The 20,399-nt window shown below is 44.4% G+C and carries 18 protein-coding genes; 13 read left to right on the top strand and 5 right to left on the bottom strand.

The features are described 5' to 3' along the window. Nucleotides 1-88 precede the first annotated feature (88 nt). Both MHI15_RS07670 and MHI15_RS07665 read left to right on the top strand, forming a co-directional pair. Entirely contained in the window at nucleotides 89-229 is a 141-nt protein-coding gene (locus tag MHI15_RS07670) for a hypothetical protein (protein WP_175619940.1), read from the top strand. Continuing rightward, a complete protein-coding gene (locus MHI15_RS07665; protein WP_341164298.1) occupies nucleotides 201-1,181 on the top strand; it encodes a WD40/YVTN/BNR-like repeat-containing protein in 981 nt (326 codons plus the stop codon). Before MHI15_RS07670 ends, MHI15_RS07665 begins: the two co-directional genes overlap by 29 nt. On the opposite strand, the gene MHI15_RS07660 is transcribed toward MHI15_RS07665, so the two are convergent. Together MHI15_RS07660 and MHI15_RS07655 are read right to left on the bottom strand one after the other, a co-directional pair. Next, nucleotides 1,128-2,408 carry a sensor histidine kinase gene (locus tag MHI15_RS07660; RefSeq protein ID WP_038573017.1) on the bottom strand — a complete coding sequence of 427 codons (1,281 nt, stop codon included), beginning with the start codon at nucleotides 2,406-2,408 and terminating at the stop codon, nucleotides 1,128-1,130. The two genes, MHI15_RS07665 and MHI15_RS07660, sit on opposite strands and share 54 nt — an antisense overlap. Beyond that, nucleotides 2,401-3,138 (bottom strand): LytR/AlgR family response regulator transcription factor, encoded by a 738-nt coding sequence (locus MHI15_RS07655; RefSeq protein ID WP_080742573.1) that lies wholly within the window; start codon nucleotides 3,136-3,138, stop codon nucleotides 2,401-2,403. The genes MHI15_RS07660 and MHI15_RS07655 overlap by 8 nt, the downstream gene beginning before the upstream one ends. A gap of 156 nt (nucleotides 3,139-3,294) precedes the next feature. Between MHI15_RS07655 and MHI15_RS07650 the strand changes: the two genes are divergently transcribed. After that, the gene (locus MHI15_RS07650; protein WP_341164297.1) at nucleotides 3,295-4,236 is read left to right on the top strand and encodes an ABC transporter ATP-binding protein; all 942 of its coding nucleotides are present in this window, start codon (nucleotides 3,295-3,297) and stop codon (nucleotides 4,234-4,236) included. Then, nucleotides 4,233-5,015, top strand: coding sequence for a hypothetical protein (locus MHI15_RS07645; RefSeq protein ID WP_076130409.1), 783 nt, complete (start codon nucleotides 4,233-4,235; stop codon nucleotides 5,013-5,015). Before MHI15_RS07650 ends, MHI15_RS07645 begins: the two co-directional genes overlap by 4 nt. A gap of 210 nt (nucleotides 5,016-5,225) precedes the next feature. Here MHI15_RS07645 and MHI15_RS07640 read toward each other — a convergent pair whose 3' ends face one another. The 3 genes from MHI15_RS07640 to MHI15_RS07630 form a co-directional block, all read right to left on the bottom strand. Next, nucleotides 5,226-6,146, bottom strand: a complete 921-nt coding sequence (locus tag MHI15_RS07640; RefSeq protein WP_256719037.1) for an aldo/keto reductase — start codon at nucleotides 6,144-6,146, stop codon at nucleotides 5,226-5,228. Nucleotides 6,147-6,308: 162 nt separating this feature from the next. Then, a complete protein-coding gene (gene fabV / locus MHI15_RS07635) occupies nucleotides 6,309-7,499 on the bottom strand; it encodes an enoyl-ACP reductase FabV (protein WP_341164296.1) in 1,191 nt (396 codons plus the stop codon). Nucleotides 7,500-8,019: 520 nt separating this feature from the next. Further along, a complete protein-coding gene (locus tag MHI15_RS07630) occupies nucleotides 8,020-8,955 on the bottom strand; it encodes an aldo/keto reductase (protein ID WP_341164295.1) in 936 nt (311 codons plus the stop codon). 183 nt (nucleotides 8,956-9,138) lie between these two features. On the opposite strand from MHI15_RS07630, the gene MHI15_RS07625 reads away from it, so the two are divergent. The 9 genes from MHI15_RS07625 (at nucleotide 9,139) to queA (ending at nucleotide 20,395) form a co-directional block, all read left to right on the top strand. Further along, the gene (locus MHI15_RS07625) at nucleotides 9,139-10,113 is read left to right on the top strand and encodes an ornithine cyclodeaminase family protein (protein ID WP_341164294.1); all 975 of its coding nucleotides are present in this window, start codon (nucleotides 9,139-9,141) and stop codon (nucleotides 10,111-10,113) included. A 14-nt stretch (nucleotides 10,114-10,127) separates the two neighbouring features. Beyond that, nucleotides 10,128-11,288, top strand: coding sequence for a dipeptidase (locus MHI15_RS07620; protein ID WP_340011097.1), 1,161 nt, complete (start codon nucleotides 10,128-10,130; stop codon nucleotides 11,286-11,288). 11 nt (nucleotides 11,289-11,299) lie between these two features. Continuing rightward, a complete protein-coding gene (locus MHI15_RS07615; protein ID WP_248549478.1) occupies nucleotides 11,300-13,426 on the top strand; it encodes a CocE/NonD family hydrolase in 2,127 nt (708 codons plus the stop codon). 666 nt (nucleotides 13,427-14,092) lie between these two features. Further along, nucleotides 14,093-14,818: a BofC C-terminal domain-containing protein gene (locus MHI15_RS07610; protein ID WP_076130403.1), complete on the top strand. Its 726-nt coding sequence runs from the start codon at nucleotides 14,093-14,095 to the stop codon at nucleotides 14,816-14,818. Between the two features lie 245 nt (nucleotides 14,819-15,063). Then, the gene (gene ruvC, locus MHI15_RS07605) at nucleotides 15,064-15,567 is read left to right on the top strand and encodes a crossover junction endodeoxyribonuclease RuvC (protein ID WP_036677679.1); all 504 of its coding nucleotides are present in this window, start codon (nucleotides 15,064-15,066) and stop codon (nucleotides 15,565-15,567) included. Further along, nucleotides 15,564-16,181, top strand: a complete 618-nt coding sequence (ruvA, locus tag MHI15_RS07600; RefSeq protein ID WP_036677675.1) for a Holliday junction branch migration protein RuvA — start codon at nucleotides 15,564-15,566, stop codon at nucleotides 16,179-16,181. Before ruvC ends, ruvA begins: the two co-directional genes overlap by 4 nt. Before the next feature lie 36 nt (nucleotides 16,182-16,217). Then, the gene (ruvB, locus tag MHI15_RS07595; RefSeq protein WP_036677672.1) at nucleotides 16,218-17,225 is read left to right on the top strand and encodes a Holliday junction branch migration DNA helicase RuvB; all 1,008 of its coding nucleotides are present in this window, start codon (nucleotides 16,218-16,220) and stop codon (nucleotides 17,223-17,225) included. 32 nt (nucleotides 17,226-17,257) lie between these two features. Beyond that, complete coding sequence (locus tag MHI15_RS07590; RefSeq protein WP_076147855.1) at nucleotides 17,258-19,357, top strand: SpoIID/LytB domain-containing protein; 2,100 nt, start codon at nucleotides 17,258-17,260, stop codon at nucleotides 19,355-19,357. A 9-nt stretch (nucleotides 19,358-19,366) separates the two neighbouring features. After that, a complete protein-coding gene (gene queA, locus MHI15_RS07585; RefSeq protein ID WP_076130401.1) occupies nucleotides 19,367-20,395 on the top strand; it encodes a tRNA preQ1(34) S-adenosylmethionine ribosyltransferase-isomerase QueA in 1,029 nt (342 codons plus the stop codon). The last annotated feature ends 4 nt before the right edge of the window (nucleotides 20,396-20,399 follow it).

Here is a 20,399-nt window from a genome sequence, read left to right as displayed (position 1 = left end):
AGAAACAGAAGGACAGATCACTTGCATTTCATTTACACAGTTGTATAATAGAAACGGTTATACAACTGTCTGATCAGTCGATTGATTCATGAATAATGAAATTAAGAAGCTACCTGATGCAGATTTAGAAATATCTGATCTCTATGGTTTAGCAAAAACTATTCGCAAAATGGAAATATTAGATATGGAGGGGAATTTCCATGAAAGAGCGGTTTATATCTATTCTTAATACGAAGAAAAAACGAAACGGCATCACTCTATTTTATACCGTCCTGCTCTTGATCGGGGTAATCAGCGTGTTGACGGCGTGCACTAATATAAAAGGCAGCGAATTCATCAAACCCGGCACGATTTATTCCATTGGCTTTGAGGGGGAGCAAGTTGTTGTTAATGATGCTGGCAATTCGTACTCCATAGATGCAGAGGGGAACGTTTCTGTTTCATATCGGAATGGAGATGTTAAAGCAAATGTGCCATTAAAATTGGATACGACCGGAGGGGTTCTGGGAATGGGGCAAGAGAACACCGGTTATTTTATATCCGAGGATAAAACAGCTATTGTTTATGGTTTTGCAGATGGAAAATCATTGCCGCTGCATGTTTTAATCAGTAATGATAAGGGACAGACATGGAATGACTATCCTATTCCTGGAGCAATGGGATATGAAACAAAATTTATCGGTTTCACGAATAAAAATGATGGTTGGCTGGTCAGTGGTGCTTCACAAGGAGTTGGGAGTGCGCTGAATTACGTATATCAAACCTCTGACGGAGGTAAGACGTGGAAAGAGATAGGCAATCCAAATGATATTTATTCGGAACATTTGACCGGCGTGGGGTTTTCTAGTTCGGATATCGGGTTTTTAGGGTACAGATATTATATGGATGAGGGTCCTGTAATTTATTGGACCAAAGATCAGGGGCAAACTTGGGAAAGGCTTGCTGTATCGCTTCCAGAAAAGTTTGATAAATATAAAAAAAATCCCCTTTCTCCTATCTTTAATAGAAAGGAAGGACTGTTCCCTATCTCGTTAATTGATCAAGATACCGGTGTGGCAGGAACTATATATCTTACCAGTAAAGATGAAGGAATCACTTGGGTTTATGATGAAGCTTATGATAAGCTTCTAAATCCTTTTTTTACAGGGGACCATAAAAAGAACAATTTCGACTTGAAATAGATTATTGTTATATGAAATATCTACTAAACCATTACTATCCTCTACGACCTTCTGGATACTTTTCAAGCCTATACCATGACCGGATTTATTAGTTTTTGTGGAGCAGATGTCGCCAAAACGATTCGTATGAATTTCATTCACATAAGGATTCTGAATCCGGATGAACAAGCTTTCATTAAGATAATGCATATGTATGGTTATATAGCACTCTTCATTTCTTTTATCGCAACAAGCTTCAATGGCATTGTCCAGTGCATTTCCTAAAATCACACTGATAACTGTGGTGTCGAGCGTCAGCTGTGCAGGGATGTTCAAGTCTAACTTGAAGGGGATCTGATGCTTCTCAGCGACCTGCTGCTTGTAGTTGATAATGGAATCAATAATCGTATTCCCGCTATTGCTGACGCCTATTGGATTGTCTATTTGCCCCAGTAAGTTGTCCAACTCATTTAGATTGGCAGCTTCACCGGATTGTACCTTTGCGCGTAAACCTATGAGAATATTTTTAATATCATGCTGGAACTTAAAAGATTCTTCCTGTACTTCTTTTGTCAAAAGATATTGATTTACATAGTAAGCATTTTGTTGCTCAAGTAAATAACTTTGGTTCTGCGCAGATTGGATAACTAACATACGGTCACATAAGATAAATATCAATAAATTTATAATGAGTAGTCCTGTGGATAGGATTGGAACAAGGGTAGGGAAGGACTGCATATAAAGGCTGGATGCGAAGCTGTAGATCCCTAGTGTGCTTATAGAAGGGCAAATAAATAATAGAACCCAATACCATTTAGATAACCCGCCATTTCCAAAGGCTTTAGCTACGCGCACGGATACAAAAGCTAATATAAACATCAGCAGCTTGGAAAGAAACTGGTTCAGAATATATCCCTTTGTCGAGTAAAATAGGGGCAGTGATAACTCACTAAGCGTAATAAGCGCAACCAGAAAAAGAGCGGCAACGATCCGCCATTTGATATTTCCATTGTAAAAAAAAGATAAGAGAGCAATCAGGCCAATATTGAGAGTGAGTAGGATTGAGCCTGGCAGTGAGCTATAGTGCAGAAAGACAATACAGAGGAAATATAGGGAGTACACGATAACAAGATTGGCTTTGGTGGTAAGTCGGCTAACGAAACAATGGCTGTAGAAGTAATGAATGATGATAGGTAAAAGTGGAAGCGTTACTAGATAGAATAACTCCTCCAGAAAGATATTATCCAACAAGACTCCCCCTGAATTTCAGATATTTTTTCTTGAAATCGGCACTGTATTTTGCACTAATGGGTAAGGCTTCGCCATTAAGGAGAATTACTCCCTGGTTGCTGATTTCTTTAATAAAGTAAAAGTTAACGATGTATGATTGATGGATTCGGACAAAATCGCTCACAGGAAGCTTCTGCTCTTCCTCGTTTAGTGTACTGTAGTAGTCGAGTTGATCCTTGCAGGAATAAAGAATAATTCTCCGCCGGTTGCTTTCCAGATAGATGATATTTCGATAGGGGATTAGAATTTCTTTTCCTTTTTGCTGTAGTGATAAGAAGTTTTTTTTGCCTTGCTGCAGCTTGCGAATTACTTTTTCAATCGTAGAAATCAGTTTTTGCTTAAATATCTCTGAATCGATAGGTTTCTTTATAAATCCCGAGGGCTGAACATCGAAGAGTTGCAGATGATATTCATCATGACTAGAGACATAGATAAGCTGCACTAGATCATTTTCATCATTTCCCCGCAGCACATACCCAGCTTTTATTCCATCCATATCCGCCATTTCAATGTCCATAAAAATAATATCAAACGAGCAGGCTTCTTGAATGGCCTTAGTGAAGCTTTCTCCGGAATAAAAGATCGACACCTCTATTTTCCTTGTGAAATTCCTTTGAGTCTCCAGAATAAGTCTCTCTATTAATTCAGTAGTGGGAAAGTCATCATCACAGACAGCAATACGTATCACTTTATCATTCCTTTCGACAAGAATTGTCCAAAATATCCGGGAATTTGTCGACCATATAAGTCACATTATACAAATCCTTCTTAATAATTACATTAACTAACTTGATTGTTACAGTTTGAATGTAGTGTCCATGACAACATGTTAGGATGTGGAAAAGTGAAAAGAGGAGTGTTTGATTTGACTCAAACGATCTTTGAGGCCAGAGGTTTATGCAAACAATACGGAGAGTCTTTTGCGCTTCAGGATGTCTATATGACGATTGGGGTAGGAGATATTTATGGGTTTGTTGGCGAAAATGGGGCAGGTAAAACTACATTAATGAAAATAATAGGCGGATTGGTACATCCGACACATGGCGAAATCTCTCTTTTTGAAAAAAAGGAAAAAAAAGCTGTTCACGAGGCGAGGCGAAAGGTTGGATTTCTAATTGAAAGGCCAGCGCTTTATCCTAATCTAAATGCGAAGCAAAATCTTACGTTTTATTGCCGTGCGTTTGGAATTAAGGATAAGAGCAGAATTGCGGAAGTATTGCAGGCAGTTTCTCTGGCAGATGCCGGTTCTAAGCTAACCTCAGAATACTCCCTTGGGATGAAACAACGTTTAGGTCTGGCTATTGCTCTACTTAACGATCCCAAATTTCTGGTATTGGACGAGCCTATTAATGGTCTTGATCCGTCAGGCATTGTAGAAGTGCGAAAGATCCTGGAGAAGCTATCCAAAGAGCAAGGAGTGACTATACTAATATCCAGTCATATTTTAAGTGAGTTGCAGCTACTTGCGACCCAATACGGTTTTATTCATAAAGGAAGGTTAATCAAAGAAGCTTCTGCGGAGGAACTCTTACATACGGCGGAAACAAAGATCTGTATTCGAACGGCTGATCCCGCAGCGACACTTCAGATTTTGAAAAGTGAACTCCAACTAGAAACCATTACGATCAGCGAAGCTGGAGAAATTCAAATTCCTAAAGAGAGTACAAATCTGGAAGAGCTGATGTCTTTTTTTCTAAAGCGGGGCATCCATATTGAAGGGATTAACCTGTCGGCACCAAATCTTGAGAACTATTATATGGATCTAATTGCTGGAGGTAACGAATGAGGAATTTTCTTAAGGCTGAAGCTTATTATGTAACCAAGGATCCCATGTTCAAGGGGATAAGTCTTCTTTTGCTGTTTGGAAGCGCCTTATTACTGGTTTGGATGGGGGTACAAGTAGGATTTGATATAGACGGTCCTTTAGAGCCTTTAATTACTAGCATTCAGTTATCTTTTTTTCTGTATTTCATTATTCCGATTTACGTTTGTTTTTTTGCTACCGAGGGATTTGAGTATGGGTCGGTTCAAACCATTATCGCTTCGGGTCAGAGCAGGTCATTATATTTACTGGGAAAATATCTGACCGAATTAAAAGTTGTATTATGGTGGGTAATTCAATTTTTTGGTCTTTTTTATGTATTGTATATGCTGGCAGCGCTTGTTACGGGTTCCCATATCGGAAATGAAAGCTTAGAGGGGAAGTTTATCGTTGCTATGGGGGCTATTGGATTCAATATTTTGTATCTCGCAGCTTATTCCGCTGTCGTGCTGTTGTTAGGAGTATTGATGAAAAAATCGGCTACCGCTGTTATTGCCACGTTTGTTTTTGTATTTGGCGATTTTCTGCTCAGTGGTTATCTGAAAGACTCTTCGTATGTATATCTGAGAGTGATTTCTGAAAATACGCTAACGACGCAAATTTTTAAATTCTCTGCTGTAAATTCACATGAAATATATACCCTAAACGAGGGTGTTCGTATGATCCTAATCCCTGTTGTAATCATAGGAGTTTGCTTGAGCGTTGCTTTAATTTCTTTTGAAAAGAGAGATGTGCATCTATAGAGAGGAAGGATGTATTATGAAAAAGGATAACAAAAGAACAACTATGATCTTAAGTATTTCGGTAGTAGTTATTATTTTTTGTGTTCTTTTTGTGAGTATACGAATATCTTGACGCTGTCTATCTAGTTTTACTAGAACGTGAGGATTGAATCGCTCTCTGGTAAAAAAGCCACGGCGTACGTTAATAACGTACCTCGTGGCTTTAGGTGTTTATGGAAGGACATTGCCGGCAGCACGGTAGATTTCATACCATTCTTGCCGAGTGAGAGTAATATTGGAAGCTTTGGCAATATCACGCAAGCGCTGCGTATTAGTTGTGCCAACGACAGGCTGCATATTTGCCGGATGTCTGAGAATCCATGCGATGGCAATCGCTGTATTGGTTACGTCTTTTTCAGCTGCTAAGCGGTTAATGACCTCGTTCAATTCAGGGAACTTATCGTTATCTAAGAATACGCCTTCAAAGAAGCCATATTGGAAAGGCGACCAAGGCTGAATGGTCATGTCATGCAGGCGACTGTACTCCAAAATCCCGCCATCATGAACAACTGAACCGGAGTTAGTCATATTCACATTGAAACCTGTATCAATCATGCCAGTGACCATAATGCTCAATTGCAGCTGGTTGAACAGCAGCGGTTGCTTTACATTTTTCTTAAGCAGCTCGATTTGCAACGGGTTCTGATTGCTGACACCAAAGTGTTTGACCATACCTTTGCTTTCCAGAATATCAAAAGCCTCAGCGACTTCTTCTGGCTCAAATAGCGTGTCAGGACGGTGAAGCAGTAGGACGTCGATATAGTCTGTTTTCAAGCGCTTAAGGCTGCCTTCCACGGATTGCAGGATATGTTCCTTGGAGAAATCAAAAAAACCGTTGCGGATTCCGCATTTGGTTTGGATCATCATTTTATCACGCATACCCGGATTGTTCTCCAGTACACCTGCGAATACTTCTTCGGCTTTGCCAGCTGCGTAGATGTCGGCGTGGTCAAAAAAGTCTATTCCGAGCTCGAGGGCACTATGTACATGTGTATCTGCTTCTTTTGCAGATAAATCAGCAATCCGCATACAGCCAAGCGAAATTTGTGACACCTCAAGTGCGCCGTTTGCTACACTAATTTTTTTAACCAAAAGTGACTCACTCCTTCGAATGTTAGTAGAACATGCAGTATTCAATCAAACCATATCATAAAGAGGGGAGGTAAGCCAATGTCTATCTAAAAGAGAAAGAGGTTATCTCGTCAGTAGAATTCACTACTTCAGAGATAACCTCATTTGTCTATAGATCAGTTATTAATACATATTTGGAATGTCGACATTAGGATCAATATCAGCTTCGTAGTCTACACCCTCTGTTCTAAAACCAAACAGGTTAAAGAAATCTTGGCGGTAGCCTTCAAGATCAGCAAGCTCACCTGCATTGTCGGTTGTCAGCTCGTCCCAACGTTTCATAACCTCAGTCTGAACATCCTCACGCATTTCCCAGTCATCAATTCGGATCAAGCAGCCTCCGTCAGCAGTAGCTTCGTCCCCACTGTAAAGATGCTCAGAGAATAAACGGTACATTTGTTCAATACAGTTCTCGTGCAGCCCTTTTTCCTTCATTACTTCATACAATGCAGAGATATAAAGAGGGACTACAGGAATCGCGGAGCTGGATTGGGTTACCAGAGCTTTGTTCACGGAAACAAAAGCACGTCCACCTTGAGTGGACAGGCGATCATTCAGTTGGATCGCTGTTTGTTCCAGATCATGTTTGGCTTGACCAATCGTTCCGTCGCGATAGATAGGGTGAGTGATTTCAGGCCCGATATAGGAGTAAGCAACGGTTGTAGCTCCATCGGCAAGCACGCCAGCTGCTTGAAGCTGATCGATCCACATTCTCCAATCTTCGCCGCCCATAACTGCGATGGTCTGACGTACTTCCTCTTCTGAAGCAGGCTCAATAGTGGTCATGGAAACTTCACCTGTGTGGAAGTTCAAGGTTTTGTTTGAATAAGCGGTTCCCACTGGTTTAATGACGGAGGAGAAGGTTTCTCCTGTTACCGGATGAGTGCGGCGTGGTGAAGCGACACTATAGACAACTAAATCAACTGAGCCATATTCAGCTTTAATCAATTCAATGGTCTTCTCTTTGATAGCATCGGAGAAGGCATCGCCAACTATGCTGTGAGATTTAAGTCCAAGCTGCGCTGCTTGTTGTTCAAAAGCTGCGGAGTTGTACCAGCCAGCAGAAGCTGTACGTTGACCTTCAGCAGCTTTATCAAAGAAAACACCAATAGTGTTGGCTCCAGCACCGAAAGCGGCTGAAATTCTGGAAGCTAGTCCGTATCCGGTAGAAGCGCCAATGACTAGTACATTAGCAGGTCCCTCAATTTTCTTTTGTGCTTTTACATATTCAATTTGTTGTTGTATTTGTTTGGCGCATCCCTCTGGATGGGCTGTTGTACATATAAATCCGCGAGTTTTAGGTTGAATAATCATCAAGGAATTCCCCTTTTTATAAAAATTAAAGTCCAATGTTACTTCAGAGAAAGTATAGCAAACAATATTTACTAATACAAAGAATTTAGGATATTGGAGAAGAATGATTGCTCTCCACTACGATCGGCTGCCATCCGCTGCCGCTTACGGACCCAGATGACGTTATATGCAAATTTATCGCCTTTTCAGCAGGGTTTCGGACCCCAGAGACGTTATTGCTTAGAAAAAGGTTCATATTAGGTGTATTTTGTGCCAATAGAGGCTATGAGGTCCGTTGGAATTCCAAATGTGCAATAATGCTGCGTTAAGGGTCAACTGTGTCCGATAGGGGCATTGTGCGGGGAGCTGTGATAGGTCGACCGAACGTACGAAGGAAATAAAACGAACGAATGACGAATCTTACGAATCGTGGCAATCGAACTATCTAACCCGAATCATCCGATGAACCCAAGCACAAAAGGGGCTGCCCCAGCAGCCATTTCGTGGCCATGGGACAACCCCTTAATCTAATGAGGCTAGATTACGCCTTAAATATGGAATCTATAGTTTTGATCTCTTCTGGTGTCAGCTGCACCTTCAGCGTCTCTAAGTTGGAAACGATCTGCTCAGGACGTTTGGCGCCCGGAATAAGCGCATCTATGGAAGGTACGGTCAAATACCAGGCAAGTACGACATGTGCGACTTCGACACCTTTAGCATTGGCAATCTGACGAACCTTGTCCACCTTCTCCAGATTCTTGGCAAAGGTCTCCCCTTGAAATAGCGGGTCATTTTTTCTAATGTCGCTGAATGTATCGCCTTGCTTATATTTGCCGCCCAGCAGACCCGACGCAAGTGGGAAATAGGGCACGAAAGAAATGCCATACTCCTGCGTATAAGGCAGCAAATCTTGTTCCGCATCACGATGCAGCAGATTGTAGTGGGATTGAAGAACATCCACATGACCGTCTTTGTTGGCTTCTTTCAGCTGTTCAATGGAGAAGTTAGACACCCCGATGGCTCTAATCTTCCCTTCATCCTTCAGCTTCTTAAGTTCACCTACAGCTTCGTCCTTAGGTGTGCTTTCATCAGGGAAATGAATATAGTAAAGATCAATATAATCGGTCTGGAGGCGTTTCAAGCTGTCTTCTACAGACTGTCTTAGAAAGGCTGGAGAGTTGTCGAGTGTAATCTTGTCACCGGTAATCACGTGAGCGCCTTTAGTAGCAATGACCACATTGTCGCGGCCGCCTCTTTCCTTCAGCACTTCGCCAATCAGTTCCTCGGATCTTCCTGGTCCATAAATAAAGGCGGAATCAATAAAATTAATCCCATGATCCAGAGCGCTGCGCACAATATTTCTGCCGGTTTCATCATTTAAACCCGGAAATAAATTATGCCCGCCAACAGCATTGGCACCCAGACCCAGCGGGAGAACCTGCAGATTGGTTTTTCCTAAAGTTATTTTATTAGCCATAATCAATAGTCAGCTCCTTAAAATATAATACGTACTATATTAAGTATAGAGAATAACTCGGGTCAGGACAAATTTTGCCTTCCAGCTTTATACATGAATATTTAAACCGGATAAGTTATGATAGTAAGAAAAATTTTATATTCGCGTTCGTGCAATCATGATGAGGAGAAGGAGGTCCGTCTTATGCTAGTCATTAATCAAAATGAAGTGGCCGAACTGTTAGCTATGGAATCTTGCATCTCCGTTATGGAATCTGTTTTGAAGGCTCTTTCCGCTGGACAAGCGGTACAAAGCTTAAGACAAGTGCTTCCTTTACAAAAGAGCAATCTGCTCGGCTTAATGCCGGGTTATTTGCAGCATGAAGAGGTAGCTGGTGCCAAAATCATCAGTGTATTTCCCAGCAATCATGGTTCAGGCCTGCCTTCTCATCAAGGTCTTGTTACCCTATTCGATTCATCTACGGGTGTTCTGAAAGCTATAGTGGATGGACAAAAGATTACAGCCATTCGTACGGCGGCAGTCAGTGCAGCAGCAACCCGATATCTGGCCAGAGAGGATGCCGAAATCCTTGCTCTTCTTGGAACTGGGGAACAAGCAAAAAGTCATCTGGAAGCGATGTTGCGGGTTCGACCCATCCGCGAGGTAAAAGTATGGAGCAGGACACTCGCAAAGGCACAGGATTTTCAAATGGAGATGAGCCAAAAATATGATGTGCAGATCATTGTTGCCGAGACAGTTCAAGCGGCAGTCAGCGCAGCGGATATCATTTGTACCGTGACAGCATCCACCGAACCTGTGCTCAAGGGAGAATGGCTGAAACCGGGTGTACATATCAATGCTGTTGGCGCATGTAGACCAAATGATCGTGAGCTGGATTCGGAGACCGTCCAATTAGCTAAGTTATATGTAGATCGGCTGGAATCCGCTCAGAATGAATCTGGGGATTATTTAATCCCGCTGAACGAAGGCAAAATCACAGCAGATCATATTGTCGGGGAGATTGGTGAGCTGATCAGTGGCACTATGGAGGGCAGAAGGTCCGCGGCTGAAATAACTCTTTTTAAAGGATTAGGGCTGGCCATAGAGGATTTAGCAGCAGCTAATTTTATATATAATGAAGCTGTTAGATTACATAAAGGCACTGAAATTGCATTCTAAGGAGCGACTACACGATGAGCACTTATGAAGGCCTGTATGATTTCAAGTTGACGGAGCAAGAGGAGGAGCGGGCTAAACGCTTGCATGAGCAGAACATTATTATCGATCTGCTGTTTCAAGGTCCCTTATCTCCAAGCGCGATTCCAGACTCTATCTCTGACAGAATCAAAGAATTATGTGAGCCTTATAAAGATGAGCCAATGGTATACAGCAGTATGCCTGCAAAAATCATCACAAAGCTATCTGCGAGCGGAGAGATCCCTGAGTATAAAGAAGAGTGGTACAAGTCTGGAATTACAGCAGGGAACCGCGAACTTCATTTGGAATCCTTAGACAGCATCATTACAAGCATGGCAGAGGTACAGCTGCAATTTGATTCTGCAGATTGGTTAATCAAAGCCTTAACTGCCGAAGACATACGTGCTGCCAAGCGTAATGGTTATAAAGCGGGCATTATCACAGCACAAGAAACGGATGGTCTGGGCACGAATCTCGATCAATTAGATGTACTTTATAACTTCGGATTAAGAATTCTACAATTGACCTACAACAATCAGAACCAGATTGGGGCGGGTTGTGCAGAACAATCAAACGCCGGGGTCACTAATTTCGGAAAAAGATTCATTGCACGCTTGAACAAGCTGGGGATCATTGTAGATACGGGGCATTGCGGGAAACAGACTACGTTAGATGCCTGCGCTTATTCCACAACTCCGGTGATTGCTTCACATACGGGTGTAGAGGCGATCTATCCGCATATGCGCTGTAAAAGTGATGAGGAGATTATCGCGATAGCCAAGACGGGTGGAGTTATTGGTATTTTTGCTATGCCTTGGTTTGTTCATGAAGATCCTAAACATACAACTATTGACCATGTGCTGGATCATATCGAATATGTAATCCGGCTTGTAGGCGTGGATCATGTCGGAATTGGAACGGATTGGCCGATGAGCGATGTGCTCTGGTCATTGGTTTATTTTAAAGAACATATCGCACCCAAGCTTGGATTCGCCAAAGGAGACGGACCTTCTACAGAAACCGTTGCTGGACTTGAGAAATATAGTTATTTTATTAACTTTACTAGAGGTTTGGTTGTCCGCGGTTATGCGGATGCAGATATTGCTAAGATCATGGGCGGCAACTGGCTGCGCGTATTTGAAGAAATTTGCGGATAGGGGATAAACAGATGACAACCTACTTACACACATCTACATTTAACGTCTACTTTTCTGGTGTTTATACAGGCAAAATTCATTTTACAGAGCAACAGATCATGCTAGCTAAGGTCGATCCGCGTAGAAGAACGCAAATGCAGGACAATGTGCTGGATGGACAGTTCAAGACCGTACTCCCGCTTCAAAAAATCCATAAACATTTGGATGCTTATGCTAATGCAGAATGGGCAGAAGACGAGGTAGTGCTGAGTAATGGCGATATCTATCAAAAGCATATCCAGTATCAGGCGCAGATTGAAGGCCGCGAACTGACCTCACAAGTATGGGCGCTGCGCAAAGAGACGGCTCTGGACATTGTGACTTTGGACGGGGAAATTATCGCTTTTTTAACGCCGAATCGGTATGGTATTGAGCTTATGGTTAAAGCAGGTTATGAGAAGCTGACTCCGTTAGTGGTCTACGACGATCCTCTTCTATCCAAGGCAGAATATGGTGTGAACGATTTGGGTACTGATCTGATTCCGATGCGCGATGGGGTGAAGTTGGCGACAGATGTTTTTTTACCAGAGGGCATTAAGCCGGGAACTAAGCTGCCGACAATTCTCGTAAGAACATGTTATGACCGCAACGGAAAAAAAGAGATTTTTATGAGATGGGCCAATAAAGGTTATGCAGTAGTATCGCAGGATGTTAGAGGTCGGGCAGATTCGGAAGGCGAACTGATTCCTTTTTATAATGAACGGGATGACGGTTATGATACGATTGACTGGATTATTGCTCAGGAATGGTCGGATGGCAACGTCGGCATGTGGGGCGCATCCTATCTAGGTTTTGTTGTTGTGGCGGCGGCCACCAGTGGGCACCCGAATCTGAAGGCGGTTGTGGATGAAGTGAACGTGGGCTCTCCATTTGTTGATACCGTTCGCAAAGGGGGAACCCTTTGTTCTTGGCCATTGCTCTCTTGGACTCTTGCTCAATCTGTGGGTACTCGGACGGATTTTGATATCTTTGGAGGCATTACAGTGAATCCGGAAGCAGCCGTTGATGCAAGACCGATTAAAGAGATCCCTCAGCAAATGATTGGCAAAACATCAGGTCCATGGGATCTGTGGAGCCAGCATCCGGAGTATGATGATTTCTGGAAAAACTGTACTTTTACCGAGCGCGGTGATCAGGTGCAGGTGCCTATGTATGTTATCTCAGGCTGGTATGACGGCGACAGCGCCGGCGTATCGGAAACATGGAGAATGTTGACAGAACATGATGTGCCTAATCGAAAAATCCGTCTGGGCGCTTGGGAGCACGGGCCTAACAGAGCCAGAGACTATGAAGGTGTGAGCTTCGGCAATGATGCTGTAGTCTATGATTACGATGTTTCTGTGCTGCGCTGGTTCGACCGCTTCCTCAAAGGCATTCCAAATGGAATAGATCAGGAGCCTAGAGCCTCTTATTATGTTGTTGGTGAAAATCAGTGGAGAACGTCTGCGGATTGGACACCTGCTGAAGCCACAACTTCTTCCTTCTACCTTTCCAGCGGCGGGCGAGCGAATTCAGGACAAGGGGATGGGCAACTGCTTGCAGCGCCTGAGGAACATTCTCCTGAAGATACTTATATCTATAATCCTCATGATCCTATGAATGATAGCGGTGAACGAGAGCCTGAGAATTTGCGAAAATACGAGCTGCGCAATGATATCCTTGTCTACACTAGTGATATTCTGACGGATGAGCTGACTGTGGCCGGAGAATTGTCTGCGGTTATCTATGCTGCCAGCACTGGCAAAGATACGGATTGGGTTGTTACGCTTAGTGACGTGAATGAACAAGGGGACTCTATCCGGTTATCCAATTATATTGTCAGAGCTAAATACCGTCATGGATTGGAAGCGCCTGAGCTGCTGATTCCTGGGCAGGTGGAGAAATATGATATTTTCATGCCGAATATTGCCCATAGATTTGCTGTGGGACACCGAATTCGGTTCTCGATTACTTCGTCCAGTAAATTCGTTGCTTTCCCTAATACAAATACAGGCAGTAATCCGTATGAAGATTCAGAAGCGATTACTGTGCTGCAGACTGTTTACCATAATCGTGAGTATCCGAGCCATGTGAAGCTGCCGGTGGTTCCTAACGCTTAAATGTGACTTTAATACGAAGAAGGGGCTGAACAAAGGTAAAGGGAATTAACACTTGAAGCTGAAGCTGCATTTGATGACAAATGATGCTTCAAGTGACGTACCGAGAGAGTACTGAGTGAACACCGAGTGCGGCCTAGGTGAAACAAAAAGTGAAGAATGAGCTTATGCTTCAATTGAAGCGAAAAGTAAAACTCTTATAGAGCGATTAGGGAATTTCTCCCTGAAATTCTTAGGATTCTGGTCGTCAGGCATATAATTGAGGAAAAACTCCCTAATTTTATGTCTGATTCCCCGGAAATAAGGAAAACAGCCTATTTATTAGGGAGGAATTCCCTGGTTTCGTTCATTTAGAGCAAATTTCTCCTACTTTCAGGGAGTTTTTCCCTAATTAGTTTTAGATCCACTCCGCACAACGCGCAAACGCAGAACACATACTCCCAGCACGCAAACGCAGAACGCCTACATCGCCACCATCCCAAACGCCATCGCCCAATCCAATGGCATAGCGCACTAAGAACTAATAGTCTATTGGTTATACCATAAATCTTGAACTATACTGCAAGGTCAACCTTGTATTTTTGGAGAAATGTCGATTATTCACAGAAAAGCGCATAAATGCTCCCTTCTTAGGTCACAATAGGGAAAAACCAGAATGAAGGGATTAACGTGAACGCGTTTCGCTTAAAAAAACAACTTTGGCGGCGATGGAGACGTTGGAAAAAGGCGCTTTGGGTAGGAGCTGCTTGTATAGCTTTTACTGTACTGGCTTGGCGCAGTATGCAGGTACCTGAGGAAATCAGTGGACTGCTGACGAATTCTAGCTGGGCGGATAGTGCCGATAGTGAGCTGGCCGCAGCTGTCTTTAAAGTAGGCGAGGACAGTGATGAGGCAAAAGAGAAGGGCACTTTAAATAATGAACAACTGCTGCAAACCATCACCCAAAGTGGGCTCAGCAGAACCGTTCATTTAAAAACAACCTATGTGTCCGGAGAAGAGATTCAGACGTTGCCGGGCGTAAAGAACCCGCTTCAGCTGAAGACTATAATCAATGAACACCCTGAATGGAGCGGTTGGATTAGTTCAGAAGGGGATTTGTGGCTGGAACAAAAAGTGAATGATTTATCGACAATGATAAAAAATGAAGCTTACATTGGTGTAGATGCGTTTGGGAATTTGACCTTGTTTAAAGGTCCGCCAGTTCAGGAGAAGGTACTGAAGACTTTTTTTCAAATGGATATGGGTTCCCTGAAATCCTCATTGCCGGAAAATATTTGGAAAGAGCTTCATGAGGGGATTCGTGTTCAGGATATTGAAGAGTACAACAGTGTGCTGTCTACCTTCAGTGATTATGCCCGCGAAGCTGCTGAGCATGTCATGCAGAACAAGCAATAGCTTTGATAAAGCTGTCCTAAAGTCATTATTAATGGCTGAGGGCAGCTTTTTTGTGTGAAATGAAACGGGGAAGAGTCTAAGCTGTAGGCCTAAAGTTGCCATTTCGCTGCAAACGGTAAACTTTTTTTCTCCCGCAAGGGCGATTTTTGCTATAATGGTTAGAAGGAATACATATGTTCGCTTCATGGCGGAGGAATGGATGAAAACGGTGGAATAATCTGCCTGTTATAGAGGAGAGATCGTGTTTGCGTATTTTGGGAATTGATCCGGGGCTGGCGATCGTCGGCTTTGGCTTTGTGGATAAGGAAGGACATAAACTGACCCCCGTCCAATATGGTTGTATTCAGACTGAGGCTCATACGCCTGAAGAAGAACGACTGCTGCATGTCTATGAAGGCATGGGTCAGCTCATTGATAAATATAAACCCGATGCTGTGGCGATAGAAAAGCTGTTTTTCGCTCGCAACGTTACTACAGCATTGCCAGTGGCGCAGGCCCGCGGTGTGACTATATTAGCTGCAGTACAGCGGGGTCTCCCCGTCTCGGAATATACACCTATGATGGTAAAGCAGGCTGTTGTGGGTTATGGTAAGGCTGAGAAACGGCAGGTCCAGGAAATGGTGAAGCTGCTGCTGAAGCTATCGGCGATTCCGAAACCCGATGATGTGGCGGATGCGCTGGCGGTAGCGGTATGCCATGCCCATTCGAGCAGTCTTAATTCTAAATTAAATGAGGTATTGCGAAAATGATAGATTTCTTAAGAGGACCCGTCGTTCATTTGGAGTCGGAATATGTGGTGTTGGATGTGCAGGGAGTAGGATACCGGGTATTCTGCCCGAATCCTTATGCTTTTGCTAAAGTAGAAGGACCTGTAACGATCTATATTCATTACCAAACACGTGAGGACGCTACGCTATTATTTGGGTTCCCGACTCGTGAGGAACAAAAATTGTTCCGCAAGCTGATAGAGGTATCTGGCATCGGTCCTAGGGTTGCGCTTGGAATCCTGACAGGTGGAACACCGGATCAGTTGATTTCAGCGATTTATCAAGAGAATATAACGTTCTTAACGAAATTACCGGGCATTGGCAAAAAGACGGCACAGCGTATGATCCTTGATTTGAAGGACAAGCTGGACGGACTCAGTATGGCTTCAATGCAAACGGGATTGTTTGCAGTGCCAACGGAGGAAGCAACGGATGGATTGGCATGGCAAGAGGCGCGGGATGCGCTTAAGGGGCTGGGTTATACCGAAAGCGAATTGGACCGCGTGTGGCTCGCGTTGAAGAAAGAGGGAGCAGAGACAGGAACTGTAGATGTGCTGATGAAGAAAGCACTAGGGCTGCTATATATAGCTAAGTAAAGCCGTACACATCCTAAAGAAAGGGAGCGATAGGAAATGGATGACCGGATTATATCCGCGAATTTGATGATGGATGAGCAGGCGGTAGAACTAAGCTTGCGTCCTCGTTATCTGGGAGAATATATCGGCCAGACTCAGGTGAAAGAAAACCTGAAAGTATATATAGAAGCGGCCAAAATGAGAAGCGAAGCGCTGGATCATGTGCTGCTGTACGGACCTCCGGGTCTGGGCAAAACAACGCTCGCTAATATTATCGCCAATGAGCTGGGTGTGAACCTGCGAACAACTTCCGGCCCTGCGATAGAGCGTCCAGGCGATCTTGCCGCTCTGCTGACGAATCTGCAGGAAGGCGACGTGCTTTTCATTGATGAGATTCACCGTTTGCACCGCACGGTCGAGGAGGTTATGTATCCTGCGATGGAGGATTTCGCGCTGGATATCATGATCGGCAAAGGGCCAAGTGCCCGTTCGGTACGATTGGATTTGCCGCCGTTCACACTGATAGGTGCCACAACCCGGGCAGGACTACTGTCTGCGCCACTGCGTGATCGTTTCGGAGTGGTCAGTCGCCTGGAATTCTATAACATAGATGAGCTGAGTTACATTGTTTCTCGAAATGCGGATCTTTTAGGCATTGAGATTGTTGGCGATGCAGCAGAAGAGATCGCGCTTCGTTCGCGGGGCACACCGCGGATTGCTAACCGCTTATTGAAGCGGGTCCGTGATTTTGCTCAAGTGCGCGGAGATGGAATTATAACTCCTGAAATTTCTGGGGAAGCATTGAAGATGCTTCAGGTGGACCCACGTGGTCTGGACAGTATTGACCACAAGATGTTAAGTGCTATGATTTCAAGCTTTCGCGGCGGTCCTGTAGGACTGGATACGATTGCAGCTACGATTGGTGAGGAAAGTCAGACGATTGAGGACGTATATGAGCCGTACCTGCTACAGATAGGGTTCTTGCAGCGGAGTCCGCGTGGAAGAATTGTAACCCCGGCCGCTTATCATCATTTAGGGCTTCCGCTCCCTCCGGAGCAGCACTAGTTCGTCACTACAATTATAAAGGAGGATGCTGGATGAAGCATACGAAGAGGAAATGGAGAGGGGTCGCCCCGCTAAGCAAAGGATTGCTTGCGGCTGCGCTTGCTGTAGGAAGTTTCCTGATCCCTGCGGGTGCCAGTCATGCCGATTCTAATAGCACGATACGAGTTGCTCTTTATGCTGATATTGGAAGTAAATATAAATCAACTGTGCCAGTAGTAACACTGCAATCAACGCAAAGCTTTACTTTGCTGTCGGATCAAGCAGGAAGTGCTCCTTTGGTATCTGTCCCAGCACAGAAGCAAATTCGTATAAGTCTGGACGGATATAGAGTTAAGGTGATGGAGGTTTCAAGCTGGCAGACAGCAGCGGATGCAGCTAAAAAGCTCCAATCCACCTCCGATAAACCGCAGATTTTTGCAATCTCCAGAAATGGAGCGACTGTGTATCAGTTGTACACGGGCGTCTATGCTAGTGAAGCAGCTGCCAAGGATGGGCTTACCCGTGTAGTCAAAGCAGGGTTGAGTATTCCTGCTGACCAAACCCCAGCGGTGAAAGGTAATAAACATTTATCAGCTGGCCGCTATTCTTCGGAGCAGGAAGCAGATGTGGCGCTTAATAGCCTCACTGCAGCTGGTTTGGATGCTTGGAAGGTGTTTCTGGCAGGAAACGATGGCAGTGCACAAGTAGAGGTATGGGTAGGCGAAGCTGCCAACGATAGTGATTTAACAGCTGTTCAAGCCGCTGTGTCTACGGCGGCACCACAATTTACGGTTTCGGTGGCGACCTCGCCCGGATTAATACTGCGTAAGGATGCCGGACTGGATTTTAGCAGTGAAACTCAAGCCGATCATTATCTGGTTTCTGGAAGCAATGCTAAATTTCTTGCTGCAGGCAGCGAGGCTGGGATTCAGTTAGTGGAAAGATCCAAGCGTACATATCGCGGAAATTTGGAACTGAGCAATTTGAGCGGATCGCTGGCTGTAATTAATGTAGTGCCGCTGGAGCAATATTTGTATGCCGTAGTTGGAGGAGAGGTTTCCTCCAGCTGGCCAGAAGAAGCGCTAAAAGCTCAGGCTGTCGCCGCCCGCAGCTATGCGCTGTCCCAAGGCAACCGTTTTGATGTAGCGAATGTAGTAGATACCACTCTTAGTCAGGTATATAACGGAATCGGGTCTGAAGCTCCCTCCATTATCAAAGCTGTAGATACTACTGCTGGTGAAGTGCTGATGAGTGGTGGTAAAGTTGTTGAGGCTGTATTTTCTTCCAATAGTGGAGGTATGACAGCTGACCCTTCAGAGGTTTGGGCGAATGGTGGCGATGTATTTGCTAGTGTTCCAAGCGTTGAAGATGTTTCGGCAGCTGCTGCTAAGAAGTGGTATTATGTTCTGCTTGCGAATGGTACCTCTGGTTATGCACGTGAAGATAATATTAAATTGACGGGCAGCAAAACCGCTGCCGGACTCGATATAGTTACCGCTACAACCAAAGATGTGAATATACGTCCTCTGCCAGTTATTGAGAGCAGTGTTAGTGCAGTCGGAAAGCTGAATCCGGGTGAGAACGCTGTGGCTCTGGATAAAGTATATGAGTCTGGCAGCTATAGCTGGATCAAAGGGCCGTATACCTCTGCTGAACTTCTAAAAAGCCTGCAGGGTAAAACAACAAGCACGCTCCCTTCCAGCATCTCTAACCTGCAGGTCACCCAGCGCGGTCCTTCTGGAAGAGCGATTCAGGTGAAAGCTAATGGTCAGGCTCTGAATGTGAAATATCCTGATATGTTCCGCTCCGCGTTTAATGGATTACCTAGTACATTGTTTGATATTGTGGCACCCGGAAGTTATACTGTATTAGGCGCTGACGGCGCTACCGCCACAATTAGCAGCTCGCAGAGTGCTGGCGTGCTTTCCGCATCGGGGAAGGTTAATGTGAATGGCAGTGGAACTGTAGTGATGGGCGGAGATTCTGCGGCCAGAGTGATCACTAACAGCTCGGGCTTTCTGTTCATTGGACAAGGCAACGGCCATGGTCTAGGCATGTCGCAGTGGGGCGTGAAAGGCATGGCGGACAGCGGGTATGATTACAAGCAAATATTGCAACACTATTATAAGAACGTTACTATAGTTAAGGAATGAAGACAGACCATGAATGTAGATGCTTATGATTTTCATTTGCCGGAAGAATTGATTGCCCAGACACCTCTCGCTGATCGCAGTGCTTCTAGACTGCTTCTAGTGAATAAGGAGGATGGAGAGCTGGCTCACCGGCATTTTACCGATATTATTGATTATTTTAATCCCGGAGACACGCTTGTTCTAAATGATACGAGAGTCATTCCAGCGAGATTGTTTGGAGTGAAAGAAGATACTGGTGCTAAGGCGGAAGTGCTTCTCCTGAAGAATCTTGGGGATGATCGCTGGGAAGCACTTGTAAAGCCAGGGAAAAAGCTCAAGACAGGCGCGGTGATCATCTTTAGTGATGAGCTTCGTGCCGTTATCGAGGATGAAGCTGATATGGGTGGCCGTACGCTTCGTTTCATATATCAGGGTATTTTTCAGGAAATTCTGGACAGGCTGGGAACGATGCCGTTGCCACCTTATATTAAGGAAACACTGGATGATCGTGAACGATATCAGACTGTGTATGCTCGGCATGAGGGATCGGCCGCTGCGCCTACCGCAGGGCTTCATTTTACCCAAGAATTGCTGAAACAGATTGAGGCTAAGGGTGTAAATATCGCTTATATCACCCTTCATGTAGGTCTCGGTACTTTTCGTCCGATGTCTGTAGAGAAGGTTGAAGAGCATGTTATGCATTCTGAGTATTTCGTAATGTCTCAAGAAACGGCAGATACCATAAATGCTACTAAGGCACGAGGCGGCCGTATTATTGCAGTTGGTACAACGTCTTGTCGGACACTTGAAACGGTCGGAAGACAATGTGAAGGTGGTCCGCTTGTGGAATGCAGCGGCTGGACGGATATTTTTATCTATCCAGGGTATAAGTTCAGTGTAGTAAATGCGCTAATTACCAATTTCCACCTGCCAAAGTCTACTTTGGTTATGTTGGTTAGCGCTTTGGCAGGTCGGGAACATATTCTAGCTGCTTATGAAGAAGCGATAGAGCAGAAGTACCGATTCTTTAGCTTTGGAGATGCAATGTTTATTTATTAAGGTA

The organism is Paenibacillus sp. FSL H7-0918 (genome assembly GCF_038007025.1).
Lineage (GTDB): Bacteria > Bacillota > Bacilli > Paenibacillales > Paenibacillaceae > Paenibacillus_AQ > Paenibacillus_AQ odorifer.
This window is presented reverse-complemented; position numbering and strand designations above follow the sequence as displayed.

Coding starts and splice junctions, on each gene's coding strand:
- MHI15_RS07670 (WP_175619940.1), top strand. CDS start 89: ATGAATAATGAAATTAAGAAGCTACCTGATGCAGATTTAGAAATATCT.
- MHI15_RS07665 (WP_341164298.1), top strand. CDS start 201: ATGAAAGAGCGGTTTATATCTATTCTTAATACGAAGAAAAAACGAAAC.
- MHI15_RS07645 (WP_076130409.1), top strand. CDS start 4,233: ATGAGGAATTTTCTTAAGGCTGAAGCTTATTATGTAACCAAGGATCCC.
- fabV (WP_341164296.1), bottom strand. CDS start 7,499: ATGATTATTCAACCTAAAACTCGCGGATTTATATGTACAACAGCCCAT.
- MHI15_RS07630 (WP_341164295.1), bottom strand. CDS start 8,955: ATGGCTAATAAAATAACTTTAGGAAAAACCAATCTGCAGGTTCTCCCG.
- MHI15_RS07625 (WP_341164294.1), top strand. CDS start 9,139: ATGCTAGTCATTAATCAAAATGAAGTGGCCGAACTGTTAGCTATGGAA.
- MHI15_RS07620 (WP_340011097.1), top strand. CDS start 10,128: ATGAGCACTTATGAAGGCCTGTATGATTTCAAGTTGACGGAGCAAGAG.
- MHI15_RS07615 (WP_248549478.1), top strand. CDS start 11,300: ATGACAACCTACTTACACACATCTACATTTAACGTCTACTTTTCTGGT.
- ruvA (WP_036677675.1), top strand. CDS start 15,564: ATGATAGATTTCTTAAGAGGACCCGTCGTTCATTTGGAGTCGGAATAT.
- ruvB (WP_036677672.1), top strand. CDS start 16,218: ATGGATGACCGGATTATATCCGCGAATTTGATGATGGATGAGCAGGCG.
- MHI15_RS07590 (WP_076147855.1), top strand. CDS start 17,258: ATGAAGCATACGAAGAGGAAATGGAGAGGGGTCGCCCCGCTAAGCAAA.
- queA (WP_076130401.1), top strand. CDS start 19,367: ATGAATGTAGATGCTTATGATTTTCATTTGCCGGAAGAATTGATTGCC.